General features: G+C 70.3%; 13 protein-coding genes. 7 read left to right on the top strand and 6 right to left on the bottom strand.

Annotated features, from left to right (window positions below; translation table 11 throughout):
• Positions 1 to 3: 3 nt before the first annotated feature.
• The gene (locus tag ACWIHY_RS06600) at positions 4 to 1,062 is read right to left on the bottom strand and encodes a type III polyketide synthase (RefSeq protein ID WP_454374511.1); all 1,059 of its coding nucleotides are present in this window, start codon (positions 1,060 to 1,062) and stop codon (positions 4 to 6) included.
• 168 nt (positions 1,063 to 1,230) lie between these two features.
• Here ACWIHY_RS06600 and ACWIHY_RS06595 point away from each other — a divergent pair, with 168 nt between their 5' ends.
• From ACWIHY_RS06595 to ACWIHY_RS06580, 4 genes are all read left to right on the top strand, one after another.
• Positions 1,231 to 2,124, top strand: coding sequence for a UbiA family prenyltransferase (locus ACWIHY_RS06595; protein WP_454374510.1), 894 nt, complete (start codon positions 1,231 to 1,233; stop codon positions 2,122 to 2,124).
• Between the two features lie 115 nt (positions 2,125 to 2,239).
• A complete protein-coding gene (locus ACWIHY_RS06590; protein WP_454374509.1) occupies positions 2,240 to 2,515 on the top strand; it encodes an isoamylase early set domain-containing protein in 276 nt (91 codons plus the stop codon).
• A gap of 154 nt (positions 2,516 to 2,669) precedes the next feature.
• Positions 2,670 to 3,125 (top strand): DUF4383 domain-containing protein, encoded by a 456-nt coding sequence (locus ACWIHY_RS06585; protein ID WP_454374508.1) that lies wholly within the window; start codon positions 2,670 to 2,672, stop codon positions 3,123 to 3,125.
• An 11-nt stretch (positions 3,126 to 3,136) separates the two neighbouring features.
• On the top strand, positions 3,137 to 4,231 hold the full coding sequence (locus ACWIHY_RS06580) for a carboxylate-amine ligase (RefSeq protein ID WP_454374507.1): 1,095 nt from the start codon (positions 3,137 to 3,139) through the stop codon (positions 4,229 to 4,231).
• Here the strand turns inward: ACWIHY_RS06580 and ACWIHY_RS06575 are convergent.
• Positions 4,225 to 4,545, bottom strand: a complete 321-nt coding sequence (locus ACWIHY_RS06575) for a hypothetical protein (protein ID WP_454374506.1) — start codon at positions 4,543 to 4,545, stop codon at positions 4,225 to 4,227. The genes ACWIHY_RS06580 and ACWIHY_RS06575 overlap by 7 nt on opposite strands.
• 646 nt (positions 4,546 to 5,191) lie before the next feature.
• Here ACWIHY_RS06575 and ACWIHY_RS06570 point away from each other — a divergent pair.
• Both ACWIHY_RS06570 and ACWIHY_RS06565 read left to right on the top strand, forming a co-directional pair.
• Positions 5,192 to 5,395 carry a cold-shock protein gene (locus ACWIHY_RS06570; RefSeq protein ID WP_356654763.1) on the top strand — a complete coding sequence of 68 codons (204 nt, stop codon included), beginning with the start codon at positions 5,192 to 5,194 and terminating at the stop codon, positions 5,393 to 5,395.
• 165 nt (positions 5,396 to 5,560) lie between these two features.
• On the top strand, positions 5,561 to 5,869 hold the full coding sequence (locus tag ACWIHY_RS06565; RefSeq protein WP_454374505.1) for an SCO5918 family protein: 309 nt from the start codon (positions 5,561 to 5,563) through the stop codon (positions 5,867 to 5,869).
• A gap of 46 nt (positions 5,870 to 5,915) precedes the next feature.
• Here the strand turns inward: ACWIHY_RS06565 and ACWIHY_RS06560 are convergent, their stop codons facing one another.
• Positions 5,916 to 6,866: a DUF3048 domain-containing protein gene (locus ACWIHY_RS06560; protein ID WP_454374504.1), complete on the bottom strand. Its 951-nt coding sequence runs from the start codon at positions 6,864 to 6,866 to the stop codon at positions 5,916 to 5,918.
• Between the two features lie 222 nt (positions 6,867 to 7,088).
• Here ACWIHY_RS06560 and ACWIHY_RS06555 point away from each other — a divergent pair, with 222 nt between their 5' ends.
• Positions 7,089 to 9,170, top strand: a complete 2,082-nt coding sequence (locus ACWIHY_RS06555) for a SpoIIE family protein phosphatase (RefSeq protein WP_454374503.1) — start codon at positions 7,089 to 7,091, stop codon at positions 9,168 to 9,170.
• A gap of 54 nt (positions 9,171 to 9,224) precedes the next feature.
• Here the strand turns inward: ACWIHY_RS06555 and ACWIHY_RS06550 are convergent, their stop codons facing one another.
• The 3 genes from ACWIHY_RS06550 to ACWIHY_RS06540 form a co-directional block, all read right to left on the bottom strand.
• Positions 9,225 to 10,997 carry a ThuA domain-containing protein gene (locus tag ACWIHY_RS06550; protein ID WP_454374502.1) on the bottom strand — a complete coding sequence of 591 codons (1,773 nt, stop codon included), beginning with the start codon at positions 10,995 to 10,997 and terminating at the stop codon, positions 9,225 to 9,227.
• A gap of 22 nt (positions 10,998 to 11,019) precedes the next feature.
• Positions 11,020 to 13,875, bottom strand: a complete 2,856-nt coding sequence (locus tag ACWIHY_RS06545; RefSeq protein WP_454374501.1) for a PQQ-dependent sugar dehydrogenase — start codon at positions 13,873 to 13,875, stop codon at positions 11,020 to 11,022.
• 334 nt (positions 13,876 to 14,209) lie between these two features.
• The gene (locus ACWIHY_RS06540) at positions 14,210 to 14,656 is read right to left on the bottom strand and encodes a subtilase-type protease inhibitor (protein WP_454374500.1); all 447 of its coding nucleotides are present in this window, start codon (positions 14,654 to 14,656) and stop codon (positions 14,210 to 14,212) included.
• Positions 14,657 to 14,976 lie beyond the last annotated feature (320 nt).

Below are 14,976 nucleotides of genomic sequence, written 5' to 3'. Positions count from 1 at the left end.
TCCCTACCAGCGGAGCAGGACGAGTTCGGAGCAGAAGCCCGGGCCCATGGCGAGCAGGAGCCCCGCGCTGCCGACGGGCGGACGGCGTTCGGCGAGGGTGTCGCGCAGGACGTGGAGCACCGAGGCGGACGACAGATTGCCCACGGCCGCCAGCGACCTCCAGGTGACGTCGAGTGCGCCGTCCGGCAGTTCGAGCGCCTCCTCGACCGCCTCGAGCACTTTCGGTCCGCCCGGGTGACACACCCACGCGGTGATGTCCGCGCGGCGCAGACCGTGTCCGGCGAGGAACCCGTCGACGTCCGCGGCCAGGTTCTTGCGTACGACGTCAGGGACGCTGGCGTCCAGCACGACGCGGAACCCCGAGCCGGTGATGTCCCACCCCATCACGTGCTCGCTGTCCGGATAGAGATGGCTGCGGGTGTCCACCACGGCCGGCCCGGTGACCGCCGCCGACCGGCGGGCCCCGCACGCGACGACCGCCGCGGCGCCGTCCCCGAAGAGCGCGCCGGCGACGAGATTCGCCGGTGAGGCGTCGTCGCGCTGGAACGTGAGAGAGCACAGCTCCACCGACAGCAGCACGGCCACGTCGTCGGGACGGCCCAGGAGGTAGTCGTGCAGGCGCGCGATGCCGGCCGCCCCCGCGACGCAGCCCAGGCCGAAGACGGGGACACGCTTGACGTCCGGACGCAGCCCGAGGGGGCCTACGAGTCGCGCGTCCACCGAAGGCGTGGCGATGCCGGTCACCGAGGTGAACATCAGGAGGTCGACGTCACGCGGGGAGAGCCGCGCCGTGTCGAGGGCCGCGCCGACGGCCTCGGCGCCCAGGCTCAGCGCCCCCTCGATGAACGCGTCGTTGACCGCGCCGAAGTCGCGGAGATCCGCGTAGGCGTCGAGGGGGAGTGCCGTATGGCGGGTACGGACCTTCGCGCTGTCATGGAGCCGGTCCAGCACCCGGCGGTCGGTCCCCTCGGGCAGACACACCCGGGCGATCATGTCCGTGATCTCGCGTTGGGCGTGCCGGTGGGGAGCGAGAGCTCCGTGAACAGCTGCGATCCGGGTCATCTGGGGTCCGAGGTCGGGGGCGGGAGACCTTGCAATGAGTGCCCCGGCTCGCCGCCGCCACACGCCATGTCGCTCGTCCGGCCGCTGGGCACGACTCGCCGCGGGCGACGCCCCGGCGGCGCACCGCGGGTCCCTCCTGGCGGCGCCCGGTCCGCCTAGCATGAGCGCGTGGACGTTGAGGCCGACGTGGACGCGGGCGCTGCGGGCCGCGCATCGCGGCGTGCCGATGCGGGGCGCCGGCTACGGCTGGCAGGCGGGCTGCTGAGGGCATGTCACCTGGGTCCGACCGTCGCGGTCACCGTCCTGATGACCGCGCTGGCGGCGGCCTGCGGGCAGGACGCGGCCGGGTCCCTGCTGGTGGCCGCCTCGGTGGTGACGGGACAGCTGTCCGTCGGCTGGAGCAACGACGCCGTCGACGCGGCGCGCGACACGGCCGCCGGCCGGCGCGCCAAACCCGTGGTCGCCGGCACGGTCGGCGTCACCGCCGTACGCGGTGCGGCGCTCACCGCCCTGGCCCTGTGCGTACCGCTGTCCCTCGCCTACGGCCCTCTCGCCGGTACGGTCCACCTCGCCGGCGTCGCCGCGGCCTGGGCGTACAACTTCGGCCTGAAGGCGACCGCGCTGTCCTGGCTGCCGTACGCGGTCGGGTTCGCGGCCCTTCCCGCCTTCGTCTCGCTCGGACTGGAGGGGCAGCCCTGGCCGCCCTGGTGGATCGTCGCCTGCGCGGCGCTGCTCGGCGTCGGCGCGCACCTGGCGAACGTGCTGCCCGACATCGGTGACGATCTGGCCACCGGCGTACGGGGCTGGCCCCAGCGGCTGGGCCCCGCCCGGGTGCGGCTGCTGCTGCCGGTTCCCCTGGTGGCGGCCACCGCGCTGCTGGCGTTCGCCCGCCCCGGCCGGGTCGGCGATGCCGGGGCGGCCGCGCTGGCGGTGGCACTGGCCGTGGCGGGCGGCAGCGCGCTGCTGGGCCGTCGGCGCCCGAGGCTGCCGTTCCTCGCGGCGATCCTCATCGCCGCGGTCGATGTCGCGCTGCTGCTCCTTCAGGGCGCGGCTGTCATGTGACCCGGCGCCGCGTGCGCCATACGGGCGACCGGCGGCGCCGTCGGCTCAACAAGACGTGCTGGAAGGGCCGGCGGGCGGAGATCCTGAGGCACTCCCCCCGAGGAAAGGTTCAGCGATGCTGGAGCGCAGCCGACGTAAGAAGCACACGGAGATCACCTTCGTCATCCCGGCGGGCCAGGCCTGCGGGCAGGTCAGCGTGGTCGGAGACTTCAACGACTGGCAGCCGGGAGCCCACCCCTTCACCGAACGTGCCGACGGCACCCGCTCCGTCACCGTCACCCTCCCCAAGGAGCAGCGCTACGGCTTCCGCTATCTCGCTCACGGCGACTACTGGTTCAACGACGGCCACGCGGACGACCAGGACGGCCGCAACAGCGTCGTCCACACCTGAGGACGCGGTCACCGCTGGTGAGCGGTCCTCGGCAGGCCGCGGACGACCCGGTCGGGCGGGCTGGCCAACCGCGGGGGTACTGGGTACACAATGCGTAGTACTGGGACCGATCGGGCGGTCCGGTGGGCTGCCCTCAGGAGAAAGAAGCGCGGTCATGAGTGCTCAGCACCGTACGGCGTCGGTCGCCCGGACCCCTGTGCAGCAAGCGGCCCTGCTGGTCGGCGCGGTCTTCCTGCTGGTCGGCGTACTCGGCCTCATCCCCGGGATCACCACCGACTACGACACGATGAAGTTCGCCGCGCACGACTCCGAGGCGAAGCTGCTCGGGCTGTTCCAGGTGTCGGTACTGCACAACGTCGTGCATCTGCTGTTCGGCATCGCCGGTGTGGCCATGTCCCGCGCCGCGTCCACGGCGCGCAACTATCTCGTCGTCGGCGGTGTGATCTACCTGGCGCTGTGGCTGTACGGCCTGTTCATCGACCATGACAGTGCGGCCAACTTCGTACCGGTCAACACGGCCGACAACTGGTTGCACTTCGCTCTCGGCGTGGGCATGATCGCCCTCGGCGTCCTGCTCTCCCGCCACCCGCGCGCCGGCGCGGCACGCTGACCGGGGTCGGCGTGATCACTGTGGGGGTCGAGGAGGAGTACCTCCTTCTCGACCCGGACACGGGCCTGCCGGTGCCGCTGGCGGACGAGGTGCGGGGGTCGTCCGGTCTGGAGCCGATCGTTGACCGGAGCGAGGTGCAGTCCGAGCTGTTGCAGGCACAGGTCGAGGTCGCCACTCCGGTGTGCTCCGATCTCGAGGAGGTCGGCGGTCATCTGCTGCGGCTGCGTCACGCCGTCGGCGCCGCGGCAGAGGAGTTCGGATGCCGGCTCGCCACCACCGGGACAGCACCGTTCAGAGAGGTGGCGCCGGTCCCGGTGACCCGCTCCCCGCGCTACCTCGCCATGCAGACCCAGGCCCCGCAACTGGTCGCGGAGCAGCTGGTCAATGGCATGCACGTCCACGCGGCCGTGTCCGATCCGGAGATGGGTGTCGCCGTCCTGAACCGGCTCAGGGTCTGGCTGCCCGTGCTGGTGGCCATGTCGGCGAACTCGCCGCTGTGGGACGGCCACGACACCGGCTTCTCCAGCTGGCGCACCGTGATCTTCGGCCGCTGGCCCGTCAGCGGGCCCCCGCCGCATTTCGCCGACCTGGCCGACCACGAGCGGCGGGTCCGTGGACTGCTGACGTCCGGGATCATCAGCGACGTCGGGCAGGTCTACTGGCAGGCCCGCCTCTCCGACCGGTACCCCACGGTCGAGGTGCGGTGCATGGACGTGCAGATGAGGGCCGACGACGCCGTCATGTTCGCGGGGATCGTGCGCGCTCTGGTCGCGGCCGCCATCAGCGAGGAGAAGGCCGGTGTGCCGCTGACCGAGTGCCCGCCGGAACTCCTGCACGGCGCGAACTGGTACGCCGCGCGGGACGGCATCAGCGGTTCGCTGGTGGCGCCCGACGGCAGGCTCCGCAGCGCGGGCGATGTGATCTGCCAGCTGATGGACCACATCGGACCCGCCCTGGAGGAATCGGGAGACACCAGGGAGGTGGGCTCCCTGGTCCACCGGCTCCTGCAACAGGGCACCTCCGCCGACCTCCAGCGCCGCGCGCTCGCCGAGGGGGGTCTGCGGGCGCTGACCGATCTGGTCACGATGCAGGGCACCCCTCAGTAGCGCTTCGGCCTTCCGCATTCCGTCTCGCCGGCCTCCCCGGCGAGTGGAGCTTCGGAGAGCCCAACTCGCGAAAAATACAGCTTAGTTGTGCGACGCCGGATCGCCGGGGGCACATGCTGTGCGTCGCGCCGCCGCACACGCAGCGCCGCCCGCTGCGCCGGTCGCGGCCGGGTGTGGTCACGGCGGTGGCACAGGCGCCGTGATCGGTGCGCCGCGAGGATCGCGGTGATCGGCCGCGTGCCGTCCGCGCCCACCCGTTGCGCCGGAACAGCTGCCGTCTTGCCGCGAATATCTGTCGTGACGATGGTAGACATCTGAGTTCCCTGTGATTAGAGTTTCTGACGTAGCCAACGAAGTCAGCACAGCGCGGCAGAGACGACCGGCGCCCGCGGTGCACACGGCACCGCATGAAGAGCAGAGCAAGCCGGAATTGATCAGCAAGGGAGGAGCAGACGCCATCAGGATCGCCTGAGTGAGGAGCCCGTCGCTCAGGTACCGCGACCCCGGATTGGAAGGTGGTCTCCGGTTAGGCATCAGAAGCCCCGCACCTCCGGCCTCCCCGGCGGACGTGCGGAAAAACAAGAGTCGGCGCCAAGCGCCGACAGATGGTGTTGAACCCCTAAGGCCCCGGTGCCGGACGCACCGGGGCCCCTCTGTGTGCTCGCGAATACCTGTGGCCGCGGGTGCAGAAAACAACGTGATGCGCGACGAGAATTTCAGAGCTGGTTTTAGGGCTTCCGGGTGAAATGATATTACTTGCAGCCCTCTCCCGCCCAAGTCGTGCTACGGTGAATATCAGTTGCAGTTGTGGTTCCCAAAGACTTCAAGTGCTCTTGTCGGCCGTTCATGCCGACGGGTGCACTTTTATATTTCCGGTGTTTTTTCCGGAGGGGCAATCATCGCGGCGACACCGGAACTCGCACAGTGCGGCTCCGGGCACTGCCCCGAAGGAGATATGACATGGCATCTGGCACCGTGAAGTGGTTCAACGCGGAAAAGGGTTTCGGCTTCATCGAGCAGGAGGGCGGCGGCGCTGACGTCTTCGCCCACTACTCGAACATCGCCGCCCAGGGCTTCCGCGAGCTGCAGGAGGGCCAGAAGGTGAACTTCGACGTCACGCAGGGCCAGAAGGGCCCGCAGGCCGAGAACATCGTTCCCGCCTGACGCTGAGGCGTCTGGCGTAGCTGGGGCCCGCACCTTGGGGTGCGGGCCCCAGCTCATTGCTTTTCCGGGGCGCTGTGCATGTCGGCGTCTTTTTCTATTTTTTTCTCGGCTCGTTGTCGGACGTGCCAATCATTTCCGGATCTCATCAACCCTGCTGAGGCATTTATGCGCTGCGTCATCGCCCGTTTCCCCTTCGACCTTTTCAAGGTCGACGTGCAGGAGTCGATGAAGGGCATCAAGCCCGAACCGGTCACCGGCGAGTCGGTGATCATCGGCCGTCGTCACTACCCCGTCAAGCAGGTGGGTGAAGTGATCACCGGACAGGACCGTCGCGACTTCAGCGCCGGTGAAGTGACCAGGGCGCTGGCCCGCCTCGGCTTCACCTGCCGCGCTGTTCCCCTGCCGGTCGAACCCCCCGTCCTCACGCCGCTCGAGACCGCTTCCGCGCTGCTGGGCGCCCCGGAACGCGTCTGAGACCGGTCGGCCCCACAACCACCGGGCCGCGAACCGCCGCGACCGGTCAGCGTGCGACGTACACGATCCACATCTGACCGGAAGCGAACGTCATGCGTTTGCCGTCCGGGGCCGTGAACGCGGTCCGGGACTTCGCGTCGTCCCGCGACCAGTCCGCGTCGTACGCCCTGCCGTCGCGCAACACCGTCGCGGAACCGGAGCCCACGGTCTCGGTGAACGGCGTCCTGTTGCCCGAGCGGTCCCCGAAGTCCGACGGGCGCACGGTGACCTCCTGCATCACTACGGTGGCCGCTGCCAGCCGCTTTCCCCCTGCCGTACGGGCGGGGGCGCCGTCCATCTCCACCAGCCACCGCTTCTGGTCCGGGGACCAGGTGAAGCCGAACGTGGCCGCCGGGTAGCGCACGGTCCGCTCGGCGGTGGGCCGGCCACCGGAGGGCGCCGGGCCGAAGCGCATTCCGATGTCCTCGGCGGCGTTCGTACCGGAGCCGGGCTGTGGAATGTTCCCGGGGCGCAGATACAGGTTGTGCGGCGCCGGGCGGTCGCCGCTGCGGAAGAACGCACGCGGTGCGTCCGAGGGTGACAGCGCGTCCAGCGGCGCCGCCTCGATGAGCGGCATGAGCTTGCTCTGCGCGCCGGAGTAGGCGAGCGTGGGCCGGTTGAACTGGCGAAGCAGCTCCAGGTCCGTCTCGCGTGCGCTGCGCACCGGGCCGACGACGGGCGGCACAACAGACGAATAGACGGCGAGTATGCGGCTGAGACCGGCCTCCACCTGCTCCAGGTAGACGATGTCCGCCCTCTCCAGCCCCGTCGGCGGCCGGGCCGCCCCGACGTTGTCGATCTTCACCCCGAGGACGCGGGTGCTGGACGAAACGCGGTCGTCCGGCGGGGGAGTGCTTTCCCCGGTGCCCCCGTCCCCGCCACCGCACGCTGTCACGATCAACAACGCCAGTGTGGCGAGTGAAGCAGCGGCTGATCTCTTCGCGCCGGCTGCACGCATGGCTGCCACCTTCCGAGGCGGGCCGCGGGGGCCCACCGCTCCTTGACCGCGGCGACGAAAGTTCCCTCATCAATCATCACGCCGTCGAGCGGTTGTCGGTTCGCTCCGGGGCGCGCCGGTCGGGGCGACGTCGGCAGCTGCCGGGCACGGCGCAGCGGATAATGGCGCATCCTGGGTAGAGAGACGATGGGAGACAACGGCGGCGGGCGGAAGGAGCCCGGGATGCGCGCAACCGAACCCGTCCCTGCCCACCCCGATCGGCCGGGGGGCGCACCGTCCGAGTCGGGGGGTTTGCTGGACCTGCTGAGCGTCGCGGCCGTGGTGCTGGACGCTCAGGGGCGGATCGTGCTGTGGAGCCCGCAGGCCGAGGATCTCTTCGGTTACTCCGCCGAGGAGGCGCTCGGCCGGTTCGCCGGCCGGCTCCTGGTCAAGGAGAAGCACCTGGAACTGGTGGACGGGCTGTTCGATCAGGTCATGGCAGGAGGGGCCGGCTGGGCGGGCGTCTTTCCGATGAGCCACAGGGACGGCAGCACGCGTCTGGTGGAGTTCCGCAACATGCGGCTGGAGGACAGCCGCAAAGACCTCTACGCCCTGGGCCTGGCCACTGACCAGGCCACTCTGCACCGGCTGGAACGGGACCTCGCCCTGTCCACCCGGCTCGTCTCCCAGTCCCCGATCGGCCTGGCGGTCGTCGACACCGATCTGCGGTACGTCACCGTCAACCCGGCACTCGAGCGCATCAACGGTCTGTCCGCCGCCGAGCATGTGGGCCGCGACGTCCGCGAGGCGCTGCCCTTCCTGGACACCGAGTCCATCGAGGCGTCGATGCGGGAGGTCATGGCCACCGGCGCGCCGATCCTCGACCGTGAGTCAGTCGGGAGTACCCCGGCCGCCCCGGACCGTGAGCAAGCCTGGTCGGTGTCCTTCTACCGGCTGGAAGGGTCCAACGGGAAGGTGCTCGGGGTGGCCGTCTCCGTCGTGGACGTCACCGAGCGGCGCAGCGCGACGATCGAGGCCGCGCACGCCCGTCAGCGTCTCGCGCTCGTGGCCGATGCCTCCATCCGCATCGGCACCACGCTCGACCTCGACCAGACCGCCCGCGAGCTGGCGGAGGTGTCGGTGCCGGAATTGGCCGACGTAGCCGCCGTGGATGTCCTCGACAGCGTCCTGAACGGCCGCGCGGCCGTGACGGTACAGACAGGGCACGCGGTGTTCCGGGCCCTCGCCGTGGCCAGCGCGTACCCCAGCGAGGCGGTGAGTGCGGCCGACCCGCCGGGTGAGGTGGCCCGGTACGAAGCCGACCGGCTGGTCACGCAGTGCGTGAACACCGGCCGCCCCGTCCGCGTGTCCCACGTGAGCGCGGACGACCTGCCGTGCGTCGCCCGCAGTCCCGAGGCCGCCGAGCTCCTGGCCACCGCGGGACTGCATTCCTATCTGGCCGTGCCGCTGATCGCGCGCGGCCAGGTCCTCGGCGCCCTCGACCTCAAGCGCACCCGTAACCCTGAACCCTTCACCGCCGACGACGAGGTCCTCGCGGGCGAGCTCGCCGCACGGGCGGCGGTGTGCATCGACAACGCGCGCTGGTACCGCCAGGCACGCAACACCGCCCTCACCCTCCAGCGCAGTCTCCTTCCCGAGCGGCCGCCGGACCAGCCCGGCCTGGAGATCGCCAGCCGCTACCAGCCAGCCCAGGCGGCCGACGAGGTGGGCGGCGACTGGTTCGACGTCATCCCGCTGACGGGCGACAAGAGCGCCCTGGTCGTCGGCGACGTCATGGGCAGCGGCATCAGCGCCGCCGCCACCATGGGGCAGCTGCGCACCGCCACCCGTACGCTCGCCGAACTCGACCTGGAACCGGACCAGGTGCTGCACCATCTCGACCGGCTCACCGACCGCATGGGGCAGACCATCACCACCTGCATCTATGCCGTCTACGATCCGCATCAGGCCCAGTGCCTCATCTCCAACGCCGGTCACCTGGCGCCCGTTCTGATACGCCCCGGCCGGCCGGCCGAGCTGCTCGACCTGCCCACCGGTGCCCCCCTCGGTGTCGGTCAAGTCACCTTTCACACCACGACGCTGGCCCTGAATCCCGGTGACCGCCTGGTCCTCTACACCGATGGCCTGGTCGAGACGCGCGACCAGGCCATCGACGAACGTCTGGACGCCCTTCTCGCCCATCTCAACGACCCTCCCAGGTCCCTGGAGGAGACCTGCGACCTGCTGCTGCATGCCCTTCGGCACCCCGGAGACCACGACGACGTGGCACTGCTCATCGCCCGGGCCACCGTCATGAACGGCTGACTCCGGTGTCAGCCGGTCCGTGGACCGGCTGACACGGGTGCCGAGGACCACCGGTCAGGGAAGCGTCCATTTCTGGTTGGGGCCGGTGTGGCAGGTCCACAGGTGGACGCGGGTGCCGTCGTTCCAGGTGCCGCCCTCGGCGTCGAGGCACTTGCCCGACTGCGGGTTGCGTACGGTCCCGTCCGGCTGCGGCTGCCACTGCTGCGCGCCGGTGCCGTTGCACGTCCACAGCTGGATCTTCGTGCCGTCGGCGGTCCCGCCGCCGCTGACGTCCAGGCACTTGGCCGACGCCCGCAGCGTTCCGTCGCCGGGCAGAGTCCACTTCTGCGCGGTTGCGCTGTTGCAGGTCCACAAATGGATCTGGGCGCCATCGGCCGTCGAGCCGCCGGCGACATCCAGGCACCTGCCGTTGACGCCCCTGACCTCCCCCGTTCGCGGCCCCGGGGGCGTACCACCGGATGTGCTCACGCGGACGTTGCGGAAGGACACCTGATCACCGTCGCCGTGGTTCTGGATCCCGATGTGCCCCTGCCGCAGGCTCCGGGCAGGGTCGGCGTTGGTGAAGTCGTTCACCTTGCGGCCGTTGAGGAAGACCTCCAGCCGTTCGCCGGTCACGCGGATCTCGTACGTGTTCCATTCGCCGGGCGGGTTGAGCGCGGCGTCACGGGCGGCGACGTCGGCGGACTTGAACCCGTACACGGATCCGGTCGTCCGGTCGGCGCTGTCCGTGGCGTCGATCTGGATCTCGTACCCGTTGTCGACCGCCGACCACGGGTCGTCGGACGCCGGGAAGCCGACCAGGATCCCGGAGTTGTCGTCGCCGTCCATGCGCCAGTCGAGCTTGAGGGAGTAGTCGCCGGTGAACTCCTTCGCGGAGTACCACAGCATCCCGAGCCCTCCCTGGGACGTGAGCGTTCCGTCGGCCAGTGTGAACGATCCGGGTCCGGCCTGCTTCCAGCCGTTCGTGCCCGTACCGTCGAACAGCGGTGTGTACCCGGTCTCCGGTCGGCAGTCGGCCTCCGTCATGCCCGCCGCCCACCGGATGCCGCCCAGCAGGTGCCTGCGGAAAGCGGGTTCGGTGTACGACTCGTCGGTGTGGCCGCCGCCCGTGTAGAAGGCCCGGCCGCCTTCGTACCCCTTGCACCAGGAGATCGGGTGGTCCCCGGACATGGTGCCGCCCGAGTAGCTGGACTCGTCGAGGGACGCCAGGACGCGGGCCGTCGTACGGGGGTTGGTGCGGTAGTTGTACCACTCGTCGAAGCGCTGCCAGGTGGCGCCGAGGTGGGCGGTGGCGTCGTGGGCCCGGTCCTCCACCTTGACGGTGGCCGTCTGGTTGTGCGGATGGGAGTGGAACAGGGCTCCGGCGAGCCCGGCGTAGAACGGCCAGTCGTACTCCGTGTCGGCGGCCGCGTGGATGCCGGCGTAGCCACCACCCGCCTTGATGTACTGCTCGAATGCCGTCTGCTGCGTGCCGTTGAGCACGTCCCCGGTCGTCGAGAGGAAGACGACGGCCTTGTACCGGGCCAGGTTGGCGGTGGTGAAGGCCGCGGAGTCCTCCGTGGCGTCCACGGTGAAGTTGTTCGCGTCGCCGAGCGAGCGCAACGCGGCGAGACCGTCGTCGATGGAACCGTGGCGGAAGCCCGCCGTCCTGGAGAACGCGAGGATCTTGTAGGCCGGATCGGCCGCGGCCGCGGCGGCCTTCTGCCGGACGGCGGTGCGAGCGGATTCGTCCGGTGCCCGGTCGCTCGCGGCCACAGCGGGAGCGGTGGCCGCACAGAGCAGCGCTGCGGCGAGCAGGCCGCCCGCCTTCGTGAGCTTGGTACGCATGTCGGTTGCGCCTCCTCTCCTGCTACGGCAGGGTCCATTTCTGGTTGGGGCCGGTGTGGCAGGTCCACAGGTGGACGCGGGTGCCGTCGTTCCAGGTGCCGCCCTCGGCGTCGAGGCACTTGCCCGACTGCGGGTTGCGTACGGTCCCGTCGGCCTGCGGCGCCCACTGCTGGGAGCCGGTGCCGTTGCATGTCCACAGCTGGATCTTCGTGCCGTCGGCGGTGCCGCCCGCGCTGACGTCAAGGCACTTGCCCAGTGCCCGCAGTGTTCCGTCGCCCGGCACCGTCCACTGCTGTGCGCCGCTGCTGTTGCAGGTCCACACCTGCGCCTGCGTCCCGTCGGCGGACGCCCCGTCCGCGACGTCCAGGCAGGCGCCGTTCACCCCCTTCACCGCACCCGTGCGGGGGCCGGCGCCGGAGGTGGTGAAGCGGAAGTCGTCGATGTCGAAGAGCGCGCCGAGGCCCCCCTTGAAGACCAGGTACAGCGTCGTCGTACCGGCGGGCCGGTTGGTCAGGGCGGTGCCGACCTCCTGGTACGACTCCCAGCCGCCCGTCAGGGGCACGGCCGCCGTTCCCAGCAGCGTGCCGGTGGGGGAGCCGGCCCGTACCTCGACGGTGCCGCCGACGCCGGCGGAAGCGACCCGCGCGGTGAACCGCGTGGCGTCGTCCAGGGCGTACGGCTTGAAGGAGATCCAGTCGCCGTTGTCGATGTAGCCGACCGCCTTGCCGCCGTGGGCCGGCGTGTGACTGACGACCTGGACGCCGGAGGAGTCGCCGTAGTGCTCACCCTGCCGGTGGCTGGGCTGGCTGATGTGCTGGGCGTGGGTGGTCAGGGCGGGCTGGCCGTTGGCCCCCTTGTCGGTGTACTCCGCGTCCCAGACGCCGAAGATGTTCGCGTTCGGGTCGTGCTCGCCGTCCGCGATGGTCTGCACGGTGCCGGAGCACCCGGTCGCGGAGGTCTGCGGGTGGCCGTGGCTGTCGTGCCCGACGATGAAGGTGATCTTCACCTTGGCGCAGTCGATGGAGGTGTCCTCCGGATCGGTGACGGTCACCTTGAACGGGACGGCCGCTCCGGGGTCGATGATGCGGCCGTCCACCGGCAGCTCCAGCCTCACGGTCGGTGCCGTGTTGCCGACGGTCACCTGCACGGAGGCGGTGGCGCTCTTGCCGGTGCCGTCGGAGACGGTGAGCTCGGCGGTGTACTGGCCGTTGGCCGTGTACGTGTGGGAGGGGTTCGCGGCGGTCGACGTGCCGCCGTCGCCGAACTTCCACGCGTAGCCGAGTGGGTCCCCGTCCGGGTCGGAACTGCCGGCCGAGGAGAACGCCACGGTGAGCGGCGCCTTGCCCGAGGTGCGGTCGGCCTTGGCCTGGGCGACGGGGGAGCGGCCGCCGCTGACGTGCTCGATGCGGTACAGCGCGGAGTTCGCGTCACCGTTGAAGTAACCGGTGCCGTAGTCCAGGACGTACAGCGCGCCGTCGGGGCCGAAGGCCATGTCCATCACCTGGGTGCCGTTCCAGGGGAAGGCGTTGATGGACTGGACGGTTCCGTCGGCGCCCTGCGCGATCCGCTTGATCCACTTGCGGCCGAACTCGCCGGCGAAGAAGTTCCCGTCGTAACTCTGGGGGAACTTCACGGCGGAGGTGGAGGCAGCGTCGTAACGGTAGACCGGTCCGCCCATGGGGGACTCCGAGCCGCTGCCGAACTCGGGCACCGAGCCGCCGTCGTACGGGATCCACGCGGGCTGGGCCGGGGGCAAGTCAGTGAGTCCGGTGTTGCGGGGCGAGGTGTTCTTCGGCCCGGCGCAGTCGAACTTCGCGCCGGAGGTCGCGGTGGCGAAGTTGTAGTCGGTGTACGCGTCGTTCTTGCCGGTGCAGTACGGCCAGCCGTAGTTGCCGGCCTTGGTGACCCGGTTGAACTCGACCTGGCCGGCGGGGCCGCGGCCGGCGCTCGCCGTTCCGGCGTCGGGCCCGTAGTCGCCGAGGTACACGGTGCCCGTGGCCTTGTCGACGCTCATCCGGAACGGGTTGCGAAAGCCCATGGCGTAGATCTCGGGGCGGGTCTTCGCCGTGCCGGGGGCGAAGAGGTTGCCCGCGGGGGTGGAGTACGAGCCGTCCGCGTTCACCTTGATGCGCAGCAATTTCCCGCGCAGGTCGTTAGTGTTGCCGGCCGAACGCTGGGCGTCGTACGCCGGGTTGCGGGTGGCGCGCTCGTCGATGGGCGTGTAGCCGTCGGAGGCGAAGGGGTTCGCGTCGTCCCCGGTGGTGAGGTAGAGGTTGCCCTGCGCGTCGAAGTCGATGTCGCCGCCCACATGGCAGCAGATTCCGCGTGAGGCCGGTACGTCGAGGATCTTCTTCTCGCTGGCGAGGTTCAGCGTTCCGTCGGCGGTGAGGGAGAAGCGCGAGAGCCGGTTCACGCCGTCGAAGGGGGCGAAGTCGGCGGCCGTGCCGTCGCCCGGGGCGTCGCCGGCGGGGGTGCTGAGCTTGGGCGCGTAGTACAGGTAGACGAGGCGGTTGGAGGCGAAGCCCGGGTCGACGCCGACGCCTTGGAGACCTTCCTCGTCGTGGCTGTAGACGTCGAGCTTGCCCGCGACCTTTGTCGTGCCCGCCGCGTCCGTGAGCCGCAGCGTGCCGTCGCGCGAGGTGTGCAGTACCGAGCGGTCGGGGAGAACCGCCATCGTCATCGGCTCGCCGGTTTCCGCGACGCCCTTGGCGAGTGTGACCTGCTGGAACTCGTCGGCCGCGGCCGCCTTCGCGGAGCCACGGTCCGCGCCCCGGGGGACGGCGGAGGCGGATCCTGCGGGGACGAGGAAACCGGCGGTGAGTAACGCGGTGAGGAGGAACGCGGGGACCAGGCGGGGTCTGAACGGTTTTTTGCGCACAGAAGTCTCCCGGAGGGGGGTGGGTGCCCGGCGGACCAGGACGTGAGTCCCGCCGGGGGGAGCCAGGCGCGCGCCGTCGCGCCGGAAGATCACCGGACATGCATGCCTGTCCGGTTCATTTCAAGGAAGCTAGCGGGCTTGGTCCCACCGCGTAACCCCTTTCGCACCCGCTTTCCCGACTTCTTCCGCGCCCAGGACAAAGCACCCGTCCCCTGGGCCGGTGAACCGGCCAGGACCCCGGCGGCGCCCTCCACGCCCTTCCGGACTCAGGCAGTTGCCGCCCCGGCTGGGTTCCCCCACCAGCCGGGGCTTCCTCGTGCGGAGGAGCGGACGGTCAGAAGGCGAACAGCGCGCCCTCGGCCAGGCCGGCCTCCATCTGACACGGGTTGCCGAAGGTGGTCGACCAGGTGACCGGCTTGCCCTGCCACACGCCCTGGGCGGTGATCACGACCGGGTTCCACTCGCGGGTGCAGTTCCGCTGCGGCGACGTATCGATCAGGCCGGCGAACTCGCCACCCGCATCACGCAGTTCGGCGCAGGCGGCCGCGGGCGCCGGGTGTGTGCCGCCGGGCCGGGGCGCGCAGCTGAGCGTCACGGCGCGCGCGACGGTCGCGGTGCCGGCTTCCTCGCCCGTACCCAGGGTGAGCACCAAGGCGGACGGAGCGTAGAGGCTGGCCGTTCCGGCCGGCTGCGCCTGTGCCGGGCTCGCGGTGGCGACGCCCGACAGTGCGAGGACCGTGGCCGCGCCGACGGCGCCGAGCGTGTTCCGGAGGGGACGCATGAATGAAACTCCTTTGATTGCGGATGAGTTGCGAAGGTGTTGCGGTGAGGAGTGTTGCTGATGCGGACAGTGAGTGCACACTGATCAACCCATTCCGGCCGTACGCCATCCAAACGGCATGACCGAATGGTCGTTCGGGCAGCTCGGGGACGGTGTGCGTATTGCCCCGCGAGGCGTCCATCATGTGGACAGAGCGGAGTGGTACAACGCAAAACGACCCTCTGGCCTGCACTTTCCTGTAAGTGGTTCACTCGTCACTTACGTCGCTTCGACCGGAAAGCATCGCTCCGGGGCGGGTCCCGGCCGACGGCAACGTGCGC

The organism is Streptomyces sp. NPDC055287 (assembly GCF_053646035.1).
This window is presented reverse-complemented; position numbering and strand designations above follow the sequence as displayed.

What these genes read in the sequence shown, in the direction of transcription:
- ACWIHY_RS06600 (WP_454374511.1), bottom strand. Translation starts at nt 1,062, where the DNA reads ATGACCCGGATCGCAGCTGTTCACGGAGCTCTCGCTCCCCACCGGCAC.
- ACWIHY_RS06590 (WP_454374509.1), top strand. Translation starts at nt 2,240, where the DNA reads ATGCTGGAGCGCAGCCGACGTAAGAAGCACACGGAGATCACCTTCGTC.
- ACWIHY_RS06585 (WP_454374508.1), top strand. Translation starts at nt 2,670, where the DNA reads ATGAGTGCTCAGCACCGTACGGCGTCGGTCGCCCGGACCCCTGTGCAG.
- ACWIHY_RS06575 (WP_454374506.1), bottom strand. Translation starts at nt 4,545, where the DNA reads ATGTCTACCATCGTCACGACAGATATTCGCGGCAAGACGGCAGCTGTT.
- ACWIHY_RS06570 (WP_356654763.1), top strand. Translation starts at nt 5,192, where the DNA reads ATGGCATCTGGCACCGTGAAGTGGTTCAACGCGGAAAAGGGTTTCGGC.
- ACWIHY_RS06565 (WP_454374505.1), top strand. Translation starts at nt 5,561, where the DNA reads ATGCGCTGCGTCATCGCCCGTTTCCCCTTCGACCTTTTCAAGGTCGAC.
- ACWIHY_RS06560 (WP_454374504.1), bottom strand. Translation starts at nt 6,866, where the DNA reads ATGCGTGCAGCCGGCGCGAAGAGATCAGCCGCTGCTTCACTCGCCACA.
- ACWIHY_RS06555 (WP_454374503.1), top strand. Translation starts at nt 7,089, where the DNA reads ATGCGCGCAACCGAACCCGTCCCTGCCCACCCCGATCGGCCGGGGGGC.
- ACWIHY_RS06550 (WP_454374502.1), bottom strand. Translation starts at nt 10,997, where the DNA reads ATGCGTACCAAGCTCACGAAGGCGGGCGGCCTGCTCGCCGCAGCGCTG.
- ACWIHY_RS06540 (WP_454374500.1), bottom strand. Translation starts at nt 14,656, where the DNA reads ATGCGTCCCCTCCGGAACACGCTCGGCGCCGTCGGCGCGGCCACGGTC.